20 protein-coding genes are annotated in these 19,898 nt (G+C 62.4%); 3 read left to right on the top strand and 17 right to left on the bottom strand.

Translation table 11 applies throughout. The features are described from left to right. Entirely contained in the window at positions 1–1,284 is a 1,284-nt protein-coding gene (locus tag F8237_RS24780; protein ID WP_151648771.1) for a ferredoxin:protochlorophyllide reductase (ATP-dependent) subunit N, read from the bottom strand. Continuing rightward, positions 1,281–1,823 (bottom strand): 2-vinyl bacteriochlorophyllide hydratase, encoded by a 543-nt coding sequence (gene bchF / locus F8237_RS24775; RefSeq protein WP_201280224.1) that lies wholly within the window; start codon positions 1,821–1,823, stop codon positions 1,281–1,283. The genes F8237_RS24780 and bchF overlap by 4 nt, the downstream gene beginning before the upstream one ends. Positions 1,824–2,116: 293 nt before the next feature. Here bchF and F8237_RS24770 point away from each other — a divergent pair, with 293 nt between their 5' ends. Beyond that, positions 2,117–3,010 carry a cobalamin B12-binding domain-containing protein gene (locus tag F8237_RS24770; RefSeq protein ID WP_151648769.1) on the top strand — a complete coding sequence of 298 codons (894 nt, stop codon included), beginning with the start codon at positions 2,117–2,119 and terminating at the stop codon, positions 3,008–3,010. Further along, on the top strand, positions 3,007–3,771 hold the full coding sequence (locus F8237_RS24765; protein WP_151648767.1) for a biliverdin-producing heme oxygenase: 765 nt from the start codon (positions 3,007–3,009) through the stop codon (positions 3,769–3,771). Before F8237_RS24770 ends, F8237_RS24765 begins: the two co-directional genes overlap by 4 nt. A gap of 19 nt (positions 3,772–3,790) precedes the next feature. Here the strand turns inward: F8237_RS24765 and F8237_RS24760 are convergent, their stop codons facing one another. Continuing rightward, complete coding sequence (locus tag F8237_RS24760) at positions 3,791–5,971, bottom strand: GAF domain-containing protein (protein WP_151648765.1); 2,181 nt, start codon at positions 5,969–5,971, stop codon at positions 3,791–3,793. 1 nt (position 5,972) lies between these two features. Further along, positions 5,973–7,346, bottom strand: a complete 1,374-nt coding sequence (gene ppsR, locus F8237_RS24755; protein ID WP_151648763.1) for a transcriptional regulator PpsR — start codon at positions 7,344–7,346, stop codon at positions 5,973–5,975. Positions 7,347–7,717: 371 nt separating this feature from the next. Here ppsR (F8237_RS24755) and F8237_RS24750 point away from each other — a divergent pair, with 371 nt between their 5' ends. Then, positions 7,718–8,152 (top strand): c-type cytochrome, encoded by a 435-nt coding sequence (locus F8237_RS24750; RefSeq protein WP_151648761.1) that lies wholly within the window; start codon positions 7,718–7,720, stop codon positions 8,150–8,152. Positions 8,153–8,180: 28 nt separating this feature from the next. On the opposite strand, the gene F8237_RS24745 is transcribed toward F8237_RS24750, so the two are convergent. From F8237_RS24745 to bchY, 13 genes are all read right to left on the bottom strand, one after another. After that, positions 8,181–8,447 (bottom strand): hypothetical protein, encoded by a 267-nt coding sequence (locus F8237_RS24745; protein ID WP_151648759.1) that lies wholly within the window; start codon positions 8,445–8,447, stop codon positions 8,181–8,183. A gap of 41 nt (positions 8,448–8,488) precedes the next feature. Further along, positions 8,489–8,977, bottom strand: coding sequence for a TspO/MBR family protein (locus F8237_RS24740; RefSeq protein WP_151648757.1), 489 nt, complete (start codon positions 8,975–8,977; stop codon positions 8,489–8,491). Next, positions 8,977–10,173, bottom strand: a complete 1,197-nt coding sequence (locus tag F8237_RS24735) for a geranylgeranyl diphosphate reductase (protein WP_151648754.1) — start codon at positions 10,171–10,173, stop codon at positions 8,977–8,979. Before F8237_RS24735 ends, F8237_RS24740 begins: the two co-directional genes overlap by 1 nt. After that, positions 10,170–11,525 (bottom strand): BCD family MFS transporter, encoded by a 1,356-nt coding sequence (locus F8237_RS24730; protein ID WP_151648752.1) that lies wholly within the window; start codon positions 11,523–11,525, stop codon positions 10,170–10,172. The genes F8237_RS24735 and F8237_RS24730 overlap by 4 nt, the downstream gene beginning before the upstream one ends. A gap of 2 nt (positions 11,526–11,527) precedes the next feature. Next, positions 11,528–12,421, bottom strand: a complete 894-nt coding sequence (chlG, locus tag F8237_RS24725) for a chlorophyll synthase ChlG (protein WP_151648750.1) — start codon at positions 12,419–12,421, stop codon at positions 11,528–11,530. Next, a complete protein-coding gene (gene ppsR, locus F8237_RS24720; protein ID WP_201280146.1) occupies positions 12,414–13,841 on the bottom strand; it encodes a transcriptional regulator PpsR in 1,428 nt (475 codons plus the stop codon). The genes chlG and ppsR (F8237_RS24720) overlap by 8 nt, the downstream gene beginning before the upstream one ends. A 224-nt stretch (positions 13,842–14,065) precedes the next feature. Next, a complete protein-coding gene (pufM, locus tag F8237_RS24715) occupies positions 14,066–14,989 on the bottom strand; it encodes a photosynthetic reaction center subunit M (protein WP_151648746.1) in 924 nt (307 codons plus the stop codon). A gap of 28 nt (positions 14,990–15,017) precedes the next feature. Next, positions 15,018–15,854 (bottom strand): photosynthetic reaction center subunit L, encoded by an 837-nt coding sequence (gene pufL / locus F8237_RS24710; RefSeq protein ID WP_151648744.1) that lies wholly within the window; start codon positions 15,852–15,854, stop codon positions 15,018–15,020. Positions 15,855–15,975: 121 nt separating this feature from the next. After that, positions 15,976–16,167 carry a light-harvesting antenna LH1, alpha subunit gene (gene pufA / locus F8237_RS24705; RefSeq protein ID WP_015684467.1) on the bottom strand — a complete coding sequence of 64 codons (192 nt, stop codon included), beginning with the start codon at positions 16,165–16,167 and terminating at the stop codon, positions 15,976–15,978. Positions 16,168–16,179: 12 nt separating this feature from the next. Continuing rightward, positions 16,180–16,398, bottom strand: coding sequence for a light-harvesting antenna LH1, beta subunit (pufB, locus tag F8237_RS24700; RefSeq protein WP_021076708.1), 219 nt, complete (start codon positions 16,396–16,398; stop codon positions 16,180–16,182). A 119-nt stretch (positions 16,399–16,517) separates the two neighbouring features. Beyond that, complete coding sequence (locus tag F8237_RS24695) at positions 16,518–16,832, bottom strand: hypothetical protein (RefSeq protein ID WP_244625958.1); 315 nt, start codon at positions 16,830–16,832, stop codon at positions 16,518–16,520. Continuing rightward, positions 16,829–18,280 (bottom strand): chlorophyllide a reductase subunit Z, encoded by a 1,452-nt coding sequence (gene bchZ / locus F8237_RS24690; protein WP_151648742.1) that lies wholly within the window; start codon positions 18,278–18,280, stop codon positions 16,829–16,831. Before bchZ ends, F8237_RS24695 begins: the two co-directional genes overlap by 4 nt. Next, positions 18,280–19,887, bottom strand: coding sequence for a chlorophyllide a reductase subunit Y (gene bchY / locus F8237_RS24685; protein WP_151648740.1), 1,608 nt, complete (start codon positions 19,885–19,887; stop codon positions 18,280–18,282). Before bchY ends, bchZ begins: the two co-directional genes overlap by 1 nt. Positions 19,888–19,898: the final 11 nt, after the last annotated feature.

Raw genomic sequence — 19,898 nt, 5'->3', positions numbered from 1 at the left:
TCAGGCCACCAGTCTTGCGCGACGCACCAGGGGGCGCGCAAACAGTTCGGCCAGATCGGCCGCCTGCTCGTAGCCCTGGATCGGCGTGAACACGAGCTCGATCGACCATTTGGTGGCCATGCCCTCGGCCTCCAGCGGATTGGCGAGCCCAAGCCCACAAACCACGAGGTCCGGACGCGCGGCGCGACAGCGATCGAGCTGCAAATCGACGTCCTGCCCTTCCGACAGCACGACATCATCCGGCAGCAGCCTGAGCTCTTCGGCGAGATGCTCGCGGTGTAGATAGGGTGTTCCGACCTCGACCAGTTGCATCGACAATTCGCGCGACAGGAACCGCGCCAGTGGAATTTCGAGCTGGGAATCCGGGAACAGAAAGATGCGGCGGCCGCTGAGCTGATCGCGATAGCGAACCAGCGCCCGCTCCGCCCTGATGCGATGGGGTTGGGTGACCGCCTCGAACAGCGAGGGCGCGACACCGAACGCATCGGCCGCTGCACGCAACCATGCCGTCGTGCCCTCGACGCCCAGCGGGAACGGCGCGGCCAAACGGACGGCGCCGCGATCTTCCAGCGCGCGCGCCGTGTCAGCGAGGAAGGGTTGGGCCAGGAGAAATCGGGTGTTTGGTCCGATCGCTGGAAGCGCACTCGCCTTGCGCGGCGGCAGGAATTGCACGCGCCCAATGCCCAGCGCGTCGAACAGCCGGATGAACTGGTCCTCGACCACGTCGGCCAGCGAGCCGACGATCAGCAATTGGTCCTCACTCCTCCGGGTCGGGGGGGCCGCGGGGACGAGCGAGGCGAGACAGGCATCCTCGCCTTGCGTGAATGTTGTCTCGATTCCGCTGCCCGAGTAATTGAGAATGCGGACCGCAGGCGAAAACTTCTGGGACAGCCGCAATGCGGCGCGCGACAGATCGAGCTTGATGACTTCGGACGGACAGGAGCCGACCAGGAACAACAGCCGGATCTCCGGCCGCCGCGCGATCAGCTGAGCCACGATGCGATCGAGCTCGTCGTTGGCGTCGGTGAGCCCGGCGAGATCCTTTTCCTCCATGATCGCAGTCGCAAATCTGGGCTCGGCGAAGATCATGACGCCGGCGGCGGACTGAATCAGATGCGCGCAGGTGCGGGAGCCCACCACCAGGAAGAAGGCGTCCTGGATCTTCCGGTGCAGCCAGACGATTCCGGTCAACCCGCAGAATACTTCGCGCTGGCCGCTCTCGCGGCGAACCGGCTTGGGCGCGACATCTGCCGCAACCGGACAACCCTGCACATGCACGTTCATGCGCGGCTCCCGGGAATCGAGGAAGCCGCCGAAAGTGCCAACCGCTCGTCGCGCCGCGCCGCGCGCAGCTTGAGAACGAACTGCGTGGCGTTGACGAAGTAGGAGGCATAGGCAGCCAGCGCGAGCAGCATCTGCTGGCGCGGATCGCCGAGCCCTGCGAACAGCGCGACCAGGTAGGCGGTGTGCAGCGCCAGTACGAGGAAGCTGAAGACGTCTTCCCAGAAGAAGGCCGGCGCAAACAGATAGCAGCCGAAGACTTCACGTTCCCAGATCGAGCCGGTGATCATGATCGCGTAGAGCACGATCGTCTTGACGACGATCGACGCCGTCGCCACTGCAAAGCCTTCGCCCGTGAAGAGATAACGAAGCACCAGCGCCAGGCTGATCAGGAAAACCGCGAACTGGACCGGCGCAAGAATGCCCTGCACCAGGGTCCACCTTGTTGCATCGCGGCGAAGGCGCTGTTCGGGCGTGTATAGCGGCCTAAGTGATTGGGCTGTCGAACGGGCTCGCGATGTGACGTCGCCATTCTGCGAAATTCCATTCGCAGCCGCAGCGATGTATTCACCTGCTGAACTGTAAAGATTGTTTGACAGCCCTGCGTCGCGGTGATGCGATATCGCTTGGGGAAATCGAGCAGATGCCGGCGAAGTGTCGCCGCGTTTGGGAAACTGGCCGCTTTTAGCTGCTCGAAACTGCACCGCGCCACTCCCTATGTGCGGGCTTGATGGAAGAAGGCTAAACCTCGCCTCGAGAACTGTCAACTAAACCATACGTAAATTCAACTTGACGGTTTTTTGACTCGGGGACTTAATGTTGGGGGGAGTGAAGAATGACCGATGTGAACGAGCAATCCTTCTCAGCCGGCAGCGCCACCGACACCGCTTCGCCGCGTCGTCCCAAATCGCTTCGACAACGACTCCCGACGCCGATCTGGCGCTTTCGGCCGTCGCTGCAGCCCGTCGCCGTCGTCAGAACCATCAAGACCCAGATCATTCCCAAGATCGTGCTGGCGTTACGCAGCACGCCCATTGCAAAGCCTGCGGCAAACACCGAACAAGCCGCGCCGACCGAGATCGAGATGTTTGCAGCCTTGGCGCTCGGCGCCGATGACGGCGCGGCATTCGCCTATGTCGTGGATCTCCAGGCGAAAGGGGTTTCGGTCGAAACGATTTTTCTCGATCTGCTGGCGCCTGCAGCACGGCAGCTCGGAGCACAGTGGGAATCGGACACGACCGATTTTGCCAGCGTCACGCTCGCCGTCGGTCGATTGCAGTTCATCATGCACCGCCTGGGCGACAGCTTCGTCCAGGAGGCGAGCGACGGCCACAGCGGCGAATCGGCACTGCTGACGATCATTCCGGGTGACCAGCACAGTTTCGGGCTATCGATGGTGGCCGAGTTCTTCCGCCGCGCCGGATGGAATCTCTGCACTGGACCGTTTTCGTCACACCAGGAGCTGACATCCCTGGTGCATAATCACTGGTTCGATATCGTCGGCTTCTCCGTCAGCAGCGATCGGCGGCTCGACGAACTGAAGAAGGACATCCACGACATCAGGCGCGACTCACGCAACCGACAGGTCGGCATCATTCTGGGCGGCCCGATGATAATCGCTCAGCCCGACCTTGTGGCGTCGATGGGAGCCGATATGATGTCGGCAGATGCGATCAGCGCACCGCAACAGGCGCACGGTCTGATCGAGCAGATGAAGGGGCGGACGTGACCGGCCTCGGCGCACAGGGACGGCGCAGATTGACGCGACGAAGCTTACCTTCCACCCCCATTGCGGACGCGACGGTTGCGACGGCGGATGTCTCCTCCCCGCCCAGCGTCGTGACTGCGCTTTATCTTCGTACCAAGGCCCTGCATGCGGAGGCCGAACGGACCGGCATCATTCGCAGTCTGCTGTGGGGTGAAGCAAGCCGGGCAGGCTACATCCTGTTGTTGCGCAATCTGCTCCCCGCCTATCGGGCGATGGAGCATGGACTCGAGCGCCATCGCGAGTCACCCGGCATCGCATTGCTCTCCCGCTACCGGCTTGAGCGCACGCTCGCGATCGAATCCGACCTTGCTGCGCTGTGCGGCGAGCGATGGAGCGAGGAGATTCCGTTGCTTGCCGCCGGCGAGATCTACGCCAAGCGGGTTGCACATGCGGCCGATGGCGACGGCATGCGACTGATCGCACATACCTATACCCGCTATCTCGGGGATCTCAGCGGCGGCCAGATCCTGCAACGATTGCTGGCGCGCTCGCTGGAGCTACTCCCTTCGGAGCTGACCTTCTACGATTTTCCGCACTTTTCGGATCTGGACGTGCTGAAGGCCGACTATCGCAAGGCACTCGACGAGGCCGCTGAACTTGCGCCAGATCCGCAGTCCGTGGTGGAGGAAGGCGCAATCGCCTTTTCCATGAATATCGACCTCTCCTGCGCCGTCGAGGCTGCGGTGCTGCATGGGTCGGCCACGGTCGCGGCCGTGGAATAGATCGGCCGCGCGTGCCGTTTCAAGCGTTCGGCTTGCCGCTACCCGACGTGCGCGACGCATGCCAGATCAGATGCTCCAGCACTTCGGCGGTGCGCAGCGTCGAATTGCGGACGCTCTCGAGCATCTCGGCGATCCGGCCGGTTTCCACACCATAGGTGATTTCGAGCGCGGCGAGCTGGGCATTCTCGATCACCGACGACAGCAGGTTCTGGTAGACGAGATCGGTCTTGGAATCGAGACGGACGCTTCTGATCCGATTGCTCTGAACGATGCCTTCCTGGAAACGGCTACGCGCGATCTCGGCGGCCCTTCGGTCAGTGATATCGGAGAAGATCAACACGAAGCCGAGCACGCGGTCCCGCGACGGCTGCACGGGATCGGCCCTGATCATCAACGGCTTTTCCCGGTTGCTCTCGCTGCGCAACAACAACTCGCCGCGCCACGCACGATGGTGACGGATAAGGTCCGCAACATCGCGAAGGAAACGGTCGGATTGTTGAAATGCCCCGGCCAGCTCATCCAGCCTATCGAACGCAGTGTGATCCTTCGGCAACAACGTCTTGAAGGCCTCGTTCACCAGCAGGATCTTGCCGTCGATGTCGGCGATGATTACCGGCTGCTCGGAAACGCGCACGTGGCGGCTGAACTGTTCGAGTTGGTCCTGGGCGATGAGCGTTCGCACAGCACGGAATTGCAGCACGATATCCGCCACCGACTGGCCGATCAGGCGGGCGGCGGCAATATCGGCAGGCGTCCAAGGGTCGGACGTTCCCTCCACCTGCTGATGCCACTGCGCGAACGAACGACGCGGCGATAAATCCGTGGGGCTATTGCCGATCACGAACGGCTTCAACGGATCGCCGCCCCAGGTCACCGTGCGAATGCGCTCCGGCCGGAACCAGATCAGGTACTCGCCGGGATTGCTGGAGATCGGCGTCACCGCGATGCCGCTCGCAACCTTTGTGATCCCTGCGAATTGGGGAAGATCCAGCCCGAGCGAGGCCGTCGCCATCACCGACCGATCGCGATGTGTATCAAGCCACAGGCCGATCTCCCTGATTTCCTGGGTTCCCGGAACCTCGCCGGTTGAAATGATCTGCCCTTCATAGATCAGTGCGCTTCCGCTCGCCCCCAGCGGCTGAAGGATCGATTGCGAGCTGTCGAAGATCGCGCCTCGCCAGTCGCCTTCGCGCGACATCGCCTCGATCATTCGCTGCTCGAGCCGCTGCACGAAGATCTCTGACTGGCTTTGCGCAAAGCTCTCGAGCGCCGCGATGCGTGTCGCGATCGCCTCGGCAAGCAGTTCGCAAACGGCCCGCAATTCAAAATGGATGAAGCGCGGCTCGTAATGATGACAGGCAACGAGGCCCCACAGCTTTCCGCCGACCACCAGCGAGATCACCAGGGTCGCGCCCACACCCATGTTCTTCAGGTACTGAAGATGGATCGGCGACATGCTGCGCAGGAAGCAGAGGGACATGTCGAGATCCCGTCCGGTGATCGGTGAGAGCCGGGGCTGCAACGGGACGGGCTCATAGTTCACATCCACAAGCACGCGGACTCGTGTGCGCTCATAGAGCCGCCGCGCCATCTGCGGGATATCGGTCGCAGGGTAGCGATTGCCCAGATACGCCTCGAGCTCCGGCTTGCGGCGCTCCGAAAAGACTTCGCCGTGCCCCTCGTCATCGAAACGGTAGACCATCACCCGGTCATATCCGGTGCGATCCTGAAACAAGGTGGCAGCTTCTTCGCACAAAGCGCGAATTGAGGATGCGGTACGAATCTTCTCGAGCGCCTTGGCGATGTGCCTGGTGAAATCGACCGACGGTCCGGCCCGCTCCAGCTCGATGACGAGCCCTCCTTCGGGCGGACGATGCAAAAGCCCGTCATAGTCGGCACCGGGGCTTCCGATCCTGCAGCGCACCGCGATCGGCATTCCCTGGGCAGTCGGGTCGAGGTGCGGAAGAATTCGGACCAGCAGGTCGCCGTCGAGATCGGCGAGCGCCATGCCGTCGACCTGCTTCAGATTGAGAAAGGCCGCGGCATTGGCGCTGGCCTGAACAACGCGGTGATCGGGCTCGCTGACGACCAACAGGGCGCCGTGGGGCTGTATCGAGCCCGCGAGGTGGATCTCTTCCCGTTCGCAGTTCGAAAGGTCGGCTTTTCCGAATGCTGGTGTAGCGAGCGAATGCAGCGCCAACTCAGTCCTCTGGGGTTTCCTCGGCGTCCGGCTCCTTGTCGTCCAGGCCGTAACGATTGAGCTTTGCATAAAGGCTCTGTCGGCTCAATCCCAGAAGTTCAGCCGTCGCCGTGCGGTTGCCACCCGCCAGCTCGAGCGCCTGCTTCACGTAGTGCTGTTCGACGACGCCAACCGTATTCTTGACGAGCTGGCGCAGTGACGATTTCCCGATCTGCTCGCTCATCGAGCCGAGCGCAGTGCGCAGAAAATCACTCTCGGTGCCCGACGGCAGGCGACGGGCCACATTGCGCAGCAGCACGCCGATCTGACCGGGCTCGCCCTCCCCGGTCCCGGCCGAAATCTCGACCTCGGTCTCGGTTCCGAGCTCACCGCGAATCGACGTCGTGAACAGTCGCACGGTCTTGTGTCGCTGGATGTTCGAAAGCAGTGCATTGAGATCTGCACCCGGCTGCCAGAGCCACCGGCCGAGCGATTCACCGATTGCGGACGCCTTCGAGCCGAGCTGAACCAGATCGAGGAAGGCCTGATTGGCATGGCGAATGATGCCGGTTTCATCGAGCGCCACGAAGCCGTCCGGCAAATGCTCGATTAACTCCTCGATGGTCGAAGGCTCGCCCTTTTCCTTCGGAGCCGAAAGGTCGGTTGCTGCGGTGAATTGCAGCAAAAACACGTGGCCGGGCTCCGCCGTCATGAGCGACCCCCGCAGCATCCAGGGCCTCGCTTCAGGGCCAAGATGCACAAGGATGCTCAACGCCTTGCCGCGCTCGCGGATGCGCGCCAGCACTTCGCGAACCGCGTCGCGGTCTTCGGCGGCGATGTCATGCAGCAGCTCGCGTCCCGCAATGTCCTCGTTGCGGCGACGCGGCGAATTCAGCGCTTCAATCGCAGTACGGTTGGCTTCCAGGATGCGCAGATTGGCGGCCGACACAATCAGGACGGCTTCGTTGGATGCGTCGAAGACCAGACGGTAGCGGGTCTCGATTTCGCGCAGTTTCCAATAGTCGCGTTCCATCGTCTGCTGGGCCGCGATCAGGCGCGACTGAAGCTCGGCGACAGCCTGCAGGTTCTTGCCGATCGCGAGCATCCCGGCACGACCGCCCAGCAGCACCGTGGTGTATTCCATCGGAATTTCGAGACCGCTCGGAAAGCGCTGGTTGATCTGGCGGAACGCCGAAATGCCGGTGACGCGTGCGTCATCGACCATGCGCTTGACCTTCTCTCCGCCCATTTCGCCGGCAACTTCGACCCACGGGCGGCCAAGCCATCCATCGACGCTCTCGCCGCTCATCGACGGAGACAACGTCGCCTCGCGGATCACACCCTCCATGTCCAGTAAGAGTGTGATGTCGGGCTGTACGGTCGGTAAGGCGGCCATTCTGCTATCTGCCGATCATTCTCTGCGGACGCGTGAAGCTGTCAAAACAACGGCAGTCGGACCGATGCACGGGACGTGCCAATGTTACCTGACACTCGCTACCCGGAAACTGAGGCCCTGCTTGGTAGGAATGCGCAGAATCCGGCGTGAAGTCAAGAAACACCTTTGTTTTGAAGGTTTTAGTTGTCACATTTGCCTTACACAAGCGACCGGTCGCCGCCCATGGGAACGTCCAGCTACCACATTCCCCGAGGAATTGGTTTGACGCCGCTCAAAACAACGTCGAGAACCGACAACGCCGATTGATATTTATAACTGTCAATATATCCTAACACTCAGAGCGAAGCCAAAACAGACTCAGGGAGAGCAACGTGCCGGTGAAATCTGCAGTTTTTGCTTGTGTCGCAGCAGCCATTGTCATTTCGAGCAGCGCGGCCCTGGCGCAGGACGCGGCCAAGGGTGAGCAGATTTTCAAGCAGTGCATGACCTGCCACCGCATCGGGCCGGATGCCAAGAACCTGGTCGGGCCGGTCCTGACCGGCGTCATCGGCCGGCAATCGGGAACGGCGCCAGGCTTCGCCTATTCGGCGCTGAACAAGGCCGCGGGTGAGAACGGACTGGTCTGGTCCGACGACCTGATTTTCCAGTACCTGCCCGATCCGAACGCGTTCTTGAAGAAATTCCTCACCGACAAGGGCAAGGCGGATCTGGCGACCGGGTCGACCAAGATGGCGTTCAAGCTCACCGACGAGCAGCAACGCAAGGACGTCATCGCCTACATCAATAAATTCTCGGAGAAGAAATAGCCGACCGGCGCAAGATCCGGCGCGATGGCTAGTTGCGCCACCGCCGGGTGACGTCCGTCAGATGCGCAAGACCGGCGGCCGCGAGAAAGAGACTTGCCAACATCCAGCCGCTGCCGGCGAGGGTCGCGCGCAAAGCAAGCAGAAGGCATGCGCCGGCGCATAGATTGGGTAACAAATCCAGCGGCGCGACGCCTCGCCGGGCGCGCGACCAGTATATCAGCAAGGCCGCAGCCTCAAGAACGACCACGACGAGAATGAAATCGACGAGACGTCCACTCGCGAACAGATCAGCCATGCCGAAGGATCACATGGACCGCCGATCCAGGCAACCATTCGTCACGCAAACGGGCCATTGAGGCGGACGACCGTCAGGTTGAGAAATGCGGCAAACGACACCCACAACAGATAAGGCACCAGATAGAGGCTCGCGCGCCTGACGAAGGACCAGAACACGATGATCGGTAGCAGGATCGAGAGCCACAGAAACACCACCTCGATCAGCGCCCAATCCGGACGTTTCAGCGCGAAAAACAGCGTGCTCCACAACACGTTGAGAAATCCGTTCAGGGCAAACAATGCGATCACCCATTCCCGTTGCGCGCGGCTCCCGGCGTTGCGCCAGGCATCGACCGCCGAGGCCGTCGCCAGCGCAAAGATCAAGGTCCAGGCCGGACCGAACAGCCAGTCCGGCGGCTGCCATGAGGGCTTTTGCAGGCCTTGATACCAGACCCCGGTGTCGGTCAGCGTGCCGCCGAGCACCGCAATGAAGATCGCAACGGAAGCCGCGATCAGCACGGGCTTCCAGAAACTGCCGCGCGGGGCCATTACGCCGATGCCAACCCCGCCATGTGCGCAAGGTTCTTGAAGAAGATGCGCACATGGGCGACCGGCTTGGCGCGAACAAGTTCCTTGTTCATGTAGGCATCCCACGTCAGCTTCTGGACGTCGCGGTCGCGGCAGATGCTGACGAAGCGCTCGCGGCGGCGATCGTTGGAGTACCAGTACCACTGCATCACGCCGAGAATCCAGAACACGACACCGTGCAGCCGCATGAAGCGCTTACGCGCGTTGCGCAGGGCCTTGGCGTCCCCGGTCTCCAGGAACTCGTCGACGGCTTCCGCCGACAAGCGTCCGCCGATCATCGCGTAGTAAATGCCCTCGCCCGACGCGGGAGCAACGACGCCCGCCGCGTCGCCGGCGAGCAGCACATTGTGCCCATCATCCCACCGCGGCAGCGGGTGCAACGGGATCGGGGCGCCTTCACGGCGAATCGTCTCGGATGTTGCAAGCCCCGCGGCGTCACGCAGACCGCCGACGGACTCCCGCAATGAAAATCCCTTGCGGGCGGAGCCCGTTCCGACGCTGACGGTGTCGCCATGCGGGAAGACCCAGCCATAGAAATCGGGAGACACGCTGCCGCGGTAATAGACGTCGCAACGCGTGTCGTCGAAGCTGGACGCCGCCGGCGGAGCGCGAACGATCTCATGGTAGGCGAACACGTAAGGCAGCCGGTCCGCACCGGGCAGGCACTGCCGCGCCACGGCCGACAAGGCGCCATCGGCGCCGATCAGCGCGCGGGCTCGAACCGTGCTTTCCATCGAAGTCCCATCGGCCGAGCGTTCCTCATAATGGACGACGGTGGCGCCTGTTTCGTCGCGTTCGAAACGCTTGAACAGGCCGGTCCGCCGCCGCGCACCGGCCTCGGCGGCGCGGGTCCGTAACCATTCGTCGAACACATCGCGGTCGACCATGCCGACAAAGCCGCCGTCGATGGGCATGTCAACCTGCTTGTCCGATGGCGATACCATCCGCGCGGAGTTGACGTGCGCGACCAGCAGATGATCGGGAATGTCGAAGTCGCGGATCAGCCGCGGCGGGATCGCGCCGCCGCACGGCTTGATGCGCCCGGCACGGTCGAGCAACAACACGCTTCGCCCGAGCCTTGCAAGATCGTGCGCGGCCGTCGCGCCGGACGGCCCTCCGCCAACCACCACGACATCGAAAATCTCAGAACTGGTCATGACCGCGCTCCTTCTGCGATAGCAGCAACCGGCGAATCGAAAAAGCGCTGCTGCATCGCGTCCGTTGCCGGGGCGCGATGAACCCAAACGGCCATCACGGCGGAAACGACGAACAATCCTGCCTCGGATGCAAACACCGCGGAATAAGACAACGCCGCCGATGTCAGGATATAGTGCGCAATGTCGCTGGCCAGCGTTCCCAGGAATCCACCAGTTCCAAATGCGAACGCCTGTGCCGCGCCCCACAGACCCATGCGCACGCCTTCACGCTTCTGGCCGCCCGCGCCGACCAGCGCCATCATCGAGCCGATCGCCGCCACGGCATAAGCCCCATTGGTGACACCGAGCATGAACACGGTCTCGCGCAATGGCCAGGACGGTCCAACGATAGCCGCTGCCGCTAAACACAACAGCGCGATCGCCGAAGCGAGGCACCCACCGATGGTCCATATCTGAAGATTGCCGCGTGATCGCGGATAGAGTGCGCCGATCAACGGCACCATTGCCATGCCAATCAACGTGCCAGCATGCTGGACGCCCGAAAGCTTCGTCGTCTCGCCCGGCGTGAAGCCGAACACCGCGCCGGCAAACGGTTCGATTATCAGGTCCTGCGCGCTATAGGCAAGCATCGAGACAAAGACGAAGATCGCGAACCGCCGCGATCTTGGCTCCGTCCAGACTTCCAGGAAGGCCTCGCGGAACGATGCCCGGCGCTGTGGCCGCTCCGAAACGGGTTGTACGCCGGTAGCCTGCCCTCCTTCGACGCCCCATACGCCGATGATGGTCAGGACCATCGCCGCCACAGATACCGATCCCGATACGACGATCAGTCTCGCCGGGGAAAACGGATCGAGCAAATGGCCCGCCATACCCGTGGTCACGATAAAGCCCGCGATCATCATCACCCAAACGATGGTCGCTGCTGCAGCGCGGCGATTGTCGTCGGTGCGCTTCGCAAGCAGCACTAGCAGCGACGTACCAGCGGCGCCAACGCCCACGCCGATCAGGGAGAAGGCGATGACAGCAAGCGCGATACCGAACAGCGGCTGCGTCGTCATCCAGGCCGTCGCCACTGCGGCCATCAGTCCGCCGGTTGCGAGCAAGGCCATTCCGCCGATGATCCACGGCGTTCGGCGGGCGCCGAGATCCGAGCCATGGCCCCAGGCCGGCCGGAAGATCTGAAGCGCATAGTGAATGGCAACGAGAGCGCCCGGCAGCATCGCCGGCATCGCCAGCTCGACCACCATGACCCTGTTCAGCGTCGATGTCGTCAAGACCACGATCGCGCCGAGGCCGGTCTGAACGAGGCCCAGCCTGATGATGCCCAACCATGAGAGCACGGGGTTGTTCATGGTCAACTCACTTTCAGTGCCGCCAACGCAAAGGCGGTGATGAGCATGCCGACGACATAGCAGCTGATCCCGGTTCCGCTGTACCAGGGGGCTCGCTCGCGAGGACTCCCGAGGAAATGGGCCATCAGGAACAACTGCGTAAAAAGTAACGCACCGACTGCCGCCGCATAAAGCGGACGCTGCCATGTCGACAGAAGTGTCACGACAGCCACCTGGGGCACTGCCATCACAACACAGGCAAAGCGTGCAGCATTGCCAACGCCGAGCAGCACAGGGAGCGAATCGATCCCCATCCGCTTGTCGCCCTCGACCGACTTGAAATCGTTGAGCGTCATGATGCCGTGAGCACCGATGCTGTAGAGCAGCGCGATCACGACGATGCGCCAATCGGGCGCAGATGCGCTCATCACGGCGGCGCCCGTGAACCAAGGCAGGCCTTCATAGCAGAGTCCACACGCCGCATTGCCCCACCAGCCGTTCTGCTTGAGGCGGATCGGCGGCGCGCTGTAAGCCCAGGCCAGCACCAGGCCGATGATTGCGGCGGCAAAGCCCCAGGTGCCGAGCACGGTCGCAAGCAACAGGGACAGCGCCGTCCAAAGGATTGCGATGTAGAGACCCCAGCGGCCGGGTATTCGTCCCGACGGAATCGGCCGGCCGGGCTCGTTGATGGCATCGACGTGCCGGTCATACCAGTCGTTCACCGCCTGGCTGGTGCCACAGACCATTGGTCCGGCCAACAGCACCCCGGCGATGATCATCGGCCAGCGCTGCCCCGGCGACACGCCCGATGACACGATTCCGCACCCCAGGGCCCACATCGGCGGAAACCAGGTGATCGGCTTCAGCAGTTCGAGAACGACCGACGGCGCCGGGTGACTGACAACGGCACTAGTCATCTTCAGCCTCCCCTTCACCCGCGTGCTCGGCAAGCCCGAAGCGCCGGAGCTTGACGTACAGGCTCTGACGGCTGAGTCCGAGCATCTCCGCGGCCGATGCGCGGTTGTCGCCGGTCAACTCCAGTGCTGCCTCGATCGACAGCTTCTCGATGACATCGGTCGCCTCGCGCACAAGATCGCGCAGCGGAACACGACCGATCCGTTCGGTGAGTTGGGCAACGGAGCGCGGGAGTTCGCGGGCCGAAGACGGCGATGCCGAAAGACGCTTCTCGACATTGCGGATTGTGAAGCCGAACCCCTGCTTGCGGTCGTCGTGGACGAGGGATGCTGCCGAGACCTCGACATCCGTGGTGGCGCCATGTTCACCGCGCAGGGAGGTCGAGAACAGCTTGATCGAGCCGGTCTGGCGAAGATTGGCGAACGCCACGGCAAAGTCGACACCGGCACGGCCGAGCCAGCGGTCCAGCGGTTCGCCGCGCGACTGCTCAGCGCTGCCGAGCTGCGCCATCTCGGTGAAAGCCGCATTCGCCTTGACGATGCGGCCGTCATGCCCGGTGATGACCAACGCGTCGGGCGCGGCGTCGAAATACTCCAGCAAGCTCGATGTCACCTTCAACGCGCCGGCTTGCGGAGGATCCTGCCGCGACGACAGGCGGACCAGAAACAAGGTCGCATTCTCCTGCCGGAACTGCGATACGGCGACGAAGCACTCCCTGTCCCCCTTCGCCAGCCGGGCACGGACGCTGCCATCCCGACCCGTGGCGCGAACAGTGGACAGCAGGGTTTGCACCGGTTCGGCATCCGCAGCATCGAAATACGAGGAAAGATTCGATTTCAGAACCTGGGGCGCGCTCTCGTCTAGCAGCGCCAGCGCAGCCGGATTGATCTCGAGAATGGCATTGTTGGAGGCATCAACGATCATGACCGCTTCCGACGACACCTGGAACAGCAAACGATAGCGCGTTTCGGCATGACGCAGCCGGACATAATCGCGCTCCATCGATTGCTGGGCATTGACGAGCCGTTGTTGCATCGCTGCAAGCGGACGCAGATCGCGACCGACCACGACAAACCGATCGTCGCGTCCGATGTTGACGGCCGAATACAGCACCGGAATATCCGCGCCTCCGGGCGATGGATGATTGACCTGACGCCAGATCGATGGTCTTCGGCTCACCGCGTCCTGGAGCAATTCCCTGACTTTTGGACTGGTTTCGGAGGTCACGATGTCGGTGAACTTCGAACCGAGCCAGCGGCCGTGGGCATCGAGCTCGAGCGAAAGGTCTTCCTTGTTGAAGGCGACATCTCGAATGACGCCCTCGCCGTCGACGATCACGGCGACGTCGCTGGCTGCCGCGATCAGGTTCGCGGCCGGCAATGCGCCGAGATTCCCCAGCGACTCCTTCGGAGATTTGAACACCTGAACCAGGGCAAATATCCTCCAACAACCCGTGATCTCTCACCTAGCGTTCCTCGAACCCGTTTTTGTTAGCGGACGCTTGTCGCACGAAGCCGGAAAGTGGGCCGCACGCCGCCGCTTAGTCCCGGACATAGATGGGTTTGCCGAGCCGACAAGACGATGGAAGCGTACGCGCGCCGCGGCGGTATGTTGCAATTCGCGGCGCGCCTAACGTCACGTATGAATTATCGCGGCAGCGCCAAACCGTGCTTGACGCCCCAGTCGAACCAGTTGTCGACAACAGTACCGGAAAGAAGGATTCCGATGCCGCCACAAAGCGGGCAGAGCACGGCAAACCACCAGGCCCAGCGATGGATCGATTCCGCCGTCGCGTTGAAGCCCATGGTCCAGCGCCAGAACAGGGCTGCCCGCTCCAGTGCCGTGCCGCGGTCGATGATCTGCTCGATCTCGCGCTCGCCGCCATAGCGGCTGACCGCCAGGATCGTCGCACCGTGCATGGCGAACAGCAGGGCCGAGCCATACAGGAACGCGATCGAGAGCATGTGGAACGGATTGTAGAAGAGGTTACCGTGCGTGATCGAGAAATTGTTGGTCCAGTCTAGATGCGGGAAGATGCCAAAGGGAACGGCTTCGCTGAAATGCCCCATCAGCAGCGGCCGGATGAAGCCGAGGACCAGATAGAGCCAGATCGCGGACGCGAAGGCCCATGATACATGCGTACCCATGCCGAGCGCCCGCGCTCTCCGGTACGTTCGTCCCCACCACAGCAGAATCGAGGTGGTCAGGAAGAAGCCGGCCATCAGCCACCATCCACCCTCCTGCAAGGGCGGAAAGCTGATGCCGTATTCGGGCTTCGGCGGCTCCAGCGAAAGCCAGGGCAGCTGCCTGACGAATTCGATCGGGCTCCAGTTCACCGATGCCAGCATGTTGAGGCCGATGATCTCGATCGCAACGATGCCGCAGGCGATCGAGGCCAATCCGAGAAATCCGAGATAGACCGGGCCGACCTGGGCGTCGCCGATCTTTCCGAGCCAATAGTTGAACCGGCCTTCGCTGGAACGAACCCATATTCCTGCCTGGATCGGAATTCCCGGGTAGATGGTGCTACGTACCTGCACCTGCGTGAAGAAGTTCTGATATTGGGCCATGGCTCAGGACTCTCTCTGATGACCGGAATTAGTTGGAGGACCAGATCGGAAGGTTGCGCCACCAGTTCCACCACTCCGACCAGGCGTCACCCTCCGCCCATAGCGGACCGCTGATCACGATGCATACCGCGCTGAAGAACACCGCGGATAGCGCAATGAAAAGTCCGAGGCGATGGATGCCGATGGTACCGACCGAATAGCCGATCAGATCCCGGAACATCGTGTTCTCGTGCTCGGGCGTTTTCACCGATTCGCCCTTGTCGGGATTGGTCGATGACAGGATCAGGCCGCCGTGCAGCGCCAAAGCCAGGCACGTCGTGAAGAAGAACGTGATGGCGATCATGTGCGCGGGATTGTAGTGGAAGTTGCCGTATTGGTATCCGGTGTTCGAAACCCAATCGAGATGGGTGATGATGCCATAGGGGAAGCCGTAGCTCCACGAGCCCATCAGAACCGGCCGGATCACCACCAGGGTGAAATAGGCGAAGATGGCAAAGCCGAAGGCGAACGGCACGTGATAGCCGATCCCGAGTTTCCGGCAGATCTCGACCTCACGCAACGCCCAGGAGACGAAGGCTCCGAGCGCGCAGATCGTGACGATTTGCCAGATGCCGCCTTCCTGCAGCGGGGCGAAAGACAATCCGTATTTGACGTCCGGCGGATTCACGCTGATCTGCCAGAGATTCCAGGTGGGACCGAGCGCGGTGTTCCAGAGGATCATCGCAATGCCGACGAACGAGAAGAACACCGTCGTCACGCCGAAGAACCCGACGTAGAACGGGCCGACCCAGAAGTCGAACAGATCGCCGCCGATGAGCGTTCCGCCGCGAACGCGATATTTTCTTTCAAAGCTGAGCATTGCCATCGTTCGTTCCTCCACCTGCGAAAATCAGCGTAACCATCATCTCCGGGGTCGCTACCGGAAGCGGACGAGACGGGCCGCTCGATCCTGTCTCGTCCGTTCCGGTACGCATTTCGTCATGCCATCAGGACGGCATGCTTGGTGGTGTGTACGGCAGAGTGATCTCTGACGTCTTCGCCTTGCGGGGCCCGTCCAACCAGTTGAACCGGTCGGTCGAGAGCAGGATGAAGTGGATCACGATCGCCAGTCCGAACAGGAACGTGAAGAGCGCGACCAAGGCACGGCGCGGATCGAACAGAAGCCAAATTCGCCACATGATTGCCTCCCTCTATGTCAGGTACGAAAGGGCGACGCTGGCAACGTGCTGGATGCTGTCCAGCGCCGTCGTCTTGTAGCCGCCCGGGCCGGGCAACCAGGGACGCCACATCCAGGCGAGGATATGGGCAACCACCGCGACCGCCGTGAAGAGCAGGAAGCTCGTCATGAAAATCGAGTGGAATTCCTTGGCTTCAGCTTCGGATAGCCCCGATAAGGAACCGTCCTTCATTTGGTATCCTCCTAGTGATGGCCTTGCGGCCGTTCGCCGCCCGAGCGTGGGCGACAGCGATTGCCGAATCCACCGATACGGCAGTTATCCGTCCGGCAACCAGCCGGACGGGATCCCGGTTACAGCCCCATGAACGATGACGTCACGATCGTGCCGGCGGCACTGCGGGCCTCCGCGAAGATCGACTCGCGATCCCTGGAATGGTCGAAGGCCGCTCGTTTACGCCAGGGTGTCAGCCGTGAGAGCGCAGCCCGCAACAGAAAGGCCACGTAGCAGGCGCCAAACACCACTTGGGATTCGCTGGTCCTATTCTCGCCGTGCGCTTTCGTTCGAACGCCATAGGCATAATCGGACATCGACATCACCTCCCGCTTATCGTCCTTCAGGTGCAAAGACGGAATCATCGAAAACAAGCCGGCTTCGGTCATTCTCATGCTGGCGCTCCACTCATGAGTGACGCCCTGGCCCTGGTCACGAAATCCGTGGTGACCCGCGCTTCGCCAGCCTGGCGCGCGCTGCTCTCGGCGGCATCGCGCAGGCGCTTGGCCGCTGAGATGCGCACCAGCACCGGATGGGCTTCAAGCACCTCATCGAGCAGCGCCTTCGCCTCGTCGCTCCAGAGAATTTCCTCGTGCAGCCGGGCCGGCGTCGGCTCGACGCGATCGAGATCGGCCGCCAACGGCAGGATATTAAACAGCGCGTCGAACAGCGCGTTGCAGACTTCCTGAACGAGATAGGTCGCGCCCGAATAGCCCATGAACGGCGTGCCGGTGTGACGGCGGATCACCGCGCCCGGGAAGGACGCCGGCACATAGATCGCCCGGCCACCGGCCTCGGCCAGGTACATGCGCTCGTTGTAGCTGCCGAACAGGATCAGCGGCGGCTTCTCGCGCACCGCAGATCGTACGGCATCGTTGTCCGGCTTGACGCCCGCTTTCCGCGAGAAGGAGAAAGTGCATGGCAGGCCCATCTCCCTTTCCAGGAAATTCCTGACGCCGCGTGCATAGGTCTCATTGGCGACGATGGCGAAGCTGGCCGTGCCGAAAAAGTCCTGGGTCACCGATCGCCACAGATCCCAAAGCGGCTTGATGGTGGTGTGCTTCTCCCGCGCGATGAATGGCTCGGGATCAAGGCCCAGCATTTCGCCAAGCTTGCGCAGGAATCTGGTGGTGGAGTGAAGGCCGATCGGCGCCTGCAGATACGGCCGCTCCAGCGCCTCGCACAGCATGCGGCCAAACTCCCGGTACATGCAGACGTTGACGTCGGCGTTCATCAGCTTCGGAATGTCGGCGAGGTGGCTTCCGAGCGGGAACACCATGTTGACGTCGGCGCCGATGCCTTCGATCAGCCGGCGGATCTCGGCGAGGTCGGAGGGCATATTGAAGGTGCCGTAGATCGGCCCGATGATATTGACCCGGGGTTTGATACCCTCGGCACGCGGCTTACGCTCGGGAATCTTCTTGACGCCGTATTCCTTCCAGAGCCAGACGATGGCGCGGTCAGCGCTCTGCCACTGGTCTTCGTCGATAGTGCGCGGCAGGAAGCGCTTGATGTTGGTTCCCTCCGGCGTCACGCCGCCGCCGATCATTTCGGCAATCGAGCCGGTGACCACAACAGCAGGCAGGTAGGGATCGAGCACCCGGTGCGCGCGCTTCATAGCGCCTTCGGTACCGGTCTGGCCGAGCTCTTCCTCGCCGAGCCCCGTCACCACGATCGGCAACTCGTGCGGCGGAAGCGCGTCGGTATAGTGCAGCACAGACGTGACCGGCAAATTCTCGCAGCCGACAGGTCCGTCGATGATGACCTGCATGCCCTTCACCGCCGTGAAGGCATAGACAGCACCCCAGTAACCACCCGCGCGATCATGATCCAGGACCAGCATCAGATCATCTCCTCGGCTTTGCGCTTCTTGGCCTGGGCTTCGATCTGCTTCTTGTATTTCTCCCGAAACGCTACATTGTCCTTCGGCGTATCTTCCCAGACGCCGGCGGCGTGGCCTTCGCCGACATCGCCGAAGAATTCTTTCATCTCGTCGAAGCGGCTCTGGTTGGCTAGCGCGGCGTTGACGACCTGCGCGAGAGATCCGGCACCAGCAACGCCGAACAACGGACGCGCCGAAATCAGATTGGTGAAATACAGCGCCGGGATCGCGAGCTGCTTTGCCTTCTGGACGATCGGCGTGGTGCCGATGGCCAGATCGGGCTTGAACTCACCGACAGCAGCCAGATCCATCTCCAGCGATGCGCGGTACTGAACCCGCGTGCCCCTGGCTTCCAGCCACTCACGATCAGCGTCCGACCATTGCGTCTTCGGGCAGGCCGTGCCGACATAGGGCACGCGCGCGCCGCTCTCGATGAGGAGCCTCGCGACGAGCAGTTCGGAACCTTCGTAGCCAGATACAGTAATACGCGCGTCGATCGGCTTCGCCGCCAGCGCAGCCTTGATCATCGGCAGGAAGCGGTTCTTGGCGGTGTCGATCTTGTCGCGCGCGACGTTGCAGGCAGCGCCAATGGATTCGAGCCAGGCCTCGGTGCCATCGTGACCGACCGGCGCGGAGCCGACGATCTTGCGGCCGGCCAGTTCGAACTGGCGGAAGCTCGCCGTGTAGAACGGATGGATCGCGGCGATGACGGAGCCATCGAGCGCGGCATAGAGTTCACGCCACTCCCGCGTCGGCACCACCGGACCGGCCGCGAGACCAAGCGGCTCCAGCATCATGCCGATGCCGACCGGATCGGCGGGAAACATTTCGCCGACCAGGGTGACTGTCGGCCGTTCGCTCTTGCCGCCGCGAGGCGCCTGAACCGGCCCCTGCTCGACTTCCTTGCGGGCATATTCCAGCATCGCCGCCGCCAGCACGTCCTTGGCCTCGGCATGGGTCGGCACACCAAAGCCCGGCACGTCGATGCCGATGATGCGCACGCCGTTGATTTCGTTCGGCAGCAGATCGAGGGGAACGCCGGACGCCGTCGGCACGCAGAGATTGGTAATGATGATGGTGTCGTACAGCGCAGGGTCAGCGAGCTTGAAGACGGCTTCGCGAATGTCCTCGAACAGCTTGCCGGTAACCAGCGTTTCGGAGTTGAAGGGCACGTAGCCAACCGTGCGCCGCGCGCCGTAGAAATGCGAGGTGAAGGTCAGGCCGTAAACGCAACAGGCAGAGCCCGACAGGACCGTCGCAGTTCGCCGCATTCGCAGGCCGACGCGGAGAGAACCGAATGCAGGGCACATGCTTTGTGGCTGGTCGTGCGGGCCCTTGGGATAGTCGGTCGCATAGCGATCAAGGATATCACTCTTTCCCGCAGCGCTGGCGGCCGCCTTGAGTTCGGCAGCACCGGCATGACAGCCCAGGCCGTCGCTCTTCGTCGCCGCGGCGTTGACGGCGGGCGGTGCAACGACAGCATCCGTCGCGGCCGCGTCGAGTTCGACCGGCTCGTTCACGACGGATTCGGCTATCGCCCCGGCATATCGCGGCAGAATGACGTTCATGTTGCGCTCCG

The sequence above is a fragment of the Bradyrhizobium betae genome (assembly GCF_008932115.1).
In the GTDB taxonomy this organism is placed as follows: Bacteria; Pseudomonadota; Alphaproteobacteria; order Rhizobiales; family Xanthobacteraceae; genus Bradyrhizobium; species Bradyrhizobium betae.
This window is presented reverse-complemented; position numbering and strand designations above follow the sequence as displayed.